General features: G+C 76.8%; 1 protein-coding gene. It reads right to left on the bottom strand.

Annotated elements, in window-relative coordinates:
- The coding region (locus tag AC5FZL_RS16350) for a helix-hairpin-helix domain-containing protein (RefSeq protein WP_493619935.1) at window positions 1–2,671 on the bottom strand (2,671 nt) is incomplete at both ends.

Below are 2,671 nucleotides of genomic sequence, written 5' to 3'. Positions count from 1 at the left end.
GGCGGCGCCCGCCAGCAGCCGGGAGACGCCGTCCAGGCCGTCGGCCCGCCAGACGTCCCACAGCGCCGGCAGCTCCCAGGCGCCGGTGGCGCGCAGGGACACCCCGCGCGGGCCGGTGCGGCGCAGCTCCCCGCGCACGAGCAGCAGCCAGGAGCCGAAGACGGTGGCGGCGTAGGGGCCCTGGGCGTCCTCGAAGAAGGTGGCGTCCAGCGGGCCGGTGGCGTCGTCGAGGGTGAGGAAGACCACCCGGCGCCCGGAGCGGATCGGCGGGGTCTGGGTGGCCACCTTCACCCCCGCGACCAGCAGCTCGCTGCGGCTGCGGCGGGCCATGAGGTCGCGGCTGCGGGTGGTGCCCAGGGCCTGGAGCAGCGGGGCGTAGAAGTCCAGCACGTGCCGGCTGGCGTCCAGGCCCAGCACCTCCAGCTCCGCGCGCACCCGCTCGGCGCCGGTCATCTCCGGCAGGCCGCTCGCCGCCACCTCGTGCGGGGCGTCGTCGAGGTCGAGGGCGAGCTGGACCGGCTGGGACGCCGCGGCGAGGGCCAGCGCCGGGGCCTGCGACTGCCGCGCGGCCGCCATCCGCACGTCGAGCCCTCCGCCCTCGGCCCCTCCCCCGTGGTCAGGGGATCGCGGAACGCTCCGGGGGGCGGCGCGGCGAGCGCCGCGGTCGACCGCGCGCCGGTGGCGGTCGAGCTCGGCGACCTGCAGCAGCAGGTCGCGGCGGGTCACCGCGCCGCGCCGGCGCACCGGCGCGGCCGAGCCGAGCCCGTACAGCGCGTCGAGCGCGCCGGTCACCACGAGGCGCTCGGCCACCGGCCGGCTGGGCCGCGCCCGCTCCCACAGGTCGGCCAGGGAGGCGTAGGGCTGCCCGGCCACGATCCGCTCCACCTCGGCCTCGGAGATGCCCTTGACCTCGGCGAGGGACAGCCGGATCCCCCAGCCGCGCGCGTCCGGCACCGCGGCGTCCAGCCGGTAGCCCGGCGCCAGCGGGCCCCAGCGCACCCCCGGCCGCGCCGCGAGCACCGGCGCCGGGCCGGCCGCCTGGTCGCCGTCGGCCACGCGCTCGACCCGGTAGACGGCCCCGGAGGCGTTGACGTCCAGGCCCAGGACGGCGATGCCGAGGTTGCGGGCGTCGTCGAGGATCAGCCGCTTGGGGTACATGCCGGGGTCGTGGGTGAGCACGCCCGCCAGGAACGCCGCCGGGTGGTGGGTCTTGAGCCAGGCCGACTGGTAGGTGGGCAGCGCGAAGGCCGCCGCGTGGGCCTTGCAGAAGCCGAACGAGGCGAAGGCGCGCAGCACCTCCCAGATCCGGTCGACGTCGGCCGGCGCGAAGCCGCGGGCCGCGGCCAGCGGGCGCCACCACGCCTCCACCTCCGCCTGGCCCTCGCGCGAGCCCAGCGCCCGGCGCACCTCGTCGGCCTGCGTGAGCGACACCCCGGCGGTCTCCGCGACGATCTTGAGCACCTGCTCGTGGAAGACCACCACCCCGCAGGTCTCGACCAGGGCCTCGGCCAGGCGGGGGTGCAGCAGGTCCGGGGGCGACCAGCCCTGCCGGGCGGCGAGGAACGGGGTGACCATGTCCGACTTCACCGGCCCCGGCCGGAACAGGGAGATGTCCGTGACGAGGTCGGCGAAGTGCTGCGGGGCGAACTTGCCGACCAGCTCGCGCTGGCCCGGGGACTCGATCTGGAAGCAGCCCAGCGTCCGGGTGGAGCGGATGAGCCGGAACGTCGCCTCGTCGTCCAGCGGGACGGCGTCGAGGTCGATCCGCTCGCCCTCGGTGCGCTCCACCTCCGCCGTGGCGTGCGCCATCGCCGACTGCATCCGGATGCCCAGGACGTCGAGCTTGAGCAGCCCGAGGACCTCCACGTCCTCCTTGTCGAACTGGCTCATCGGGAAGCCGAGCCAGCTGGCCTCCACCGGGGTGCGGTCCTGCAGGCTCGCGTCGGAGAGCAGCACCCCGCACGGGTGCAGCGCCACGTGGCGGGGCAGGCCGTCGAGGCGCTCGACGAGGTCGTAGAGCAGGTCGAGGCGCTGCGAGGCCAGGCCGGAGGCGCGCAGCTCGGGCAGGTCGGCGAGCGCCGCGCGGGCGTCGCGGGCGCGGATGTGGGGGAAGGCGGTGGCGATCGCGTCGACCTCGCGCGGGGCCATCCCCAGGGCGGCGCCGACGTCGCGGACGGCGTGGCGCACCCGGTAGGTGTCCATCATCGAGACGGCGGCCACCCGCTCCCCGCCGAAGCGCTCCAGCACCCGCTCGTAGACCTCGGTGCGCCGGGCGGACTCCACGTCGAGGTCGATGTCGGGCAGCTCGGCGCGCGCGGTGGTCAGGAAGCGCTCCATGAGCAGCCCGTGGGCCATCGGGTCGATCCCGGAGATGCCCAGCAGGTGGTTGACGAGGCTGCCGGCGCCGGAGCCGCGGGCCGCCACCCGCACGCCCGTGGCGCGCACCAGGTCGCACACGCCGGCGACGGTGAGGAAGTAGGTCGGGTAGCCGAGCTGGGCGATCGTGCTCAGCTCGTCCTGCAGCCGGGTGCGGACGGCGCGCAGGTGCGCCTCGCCGGCACCGGGGTAGCGGGTGGGGACGGCGGCCTCGCACCGCGCGCGCAGCACGGCGTCGGCGTCGGTGCCGGGAGCCAGGCCGAGCACCTCCGGCTCGGGCAGGTGCACGCTGCCG

This window comes from Quadrisphaera sp. DVD1, assembly GCF_058932755.1.
This window is presented reverse-complemented; position numbering and strand designations above follow the sequence as displayed.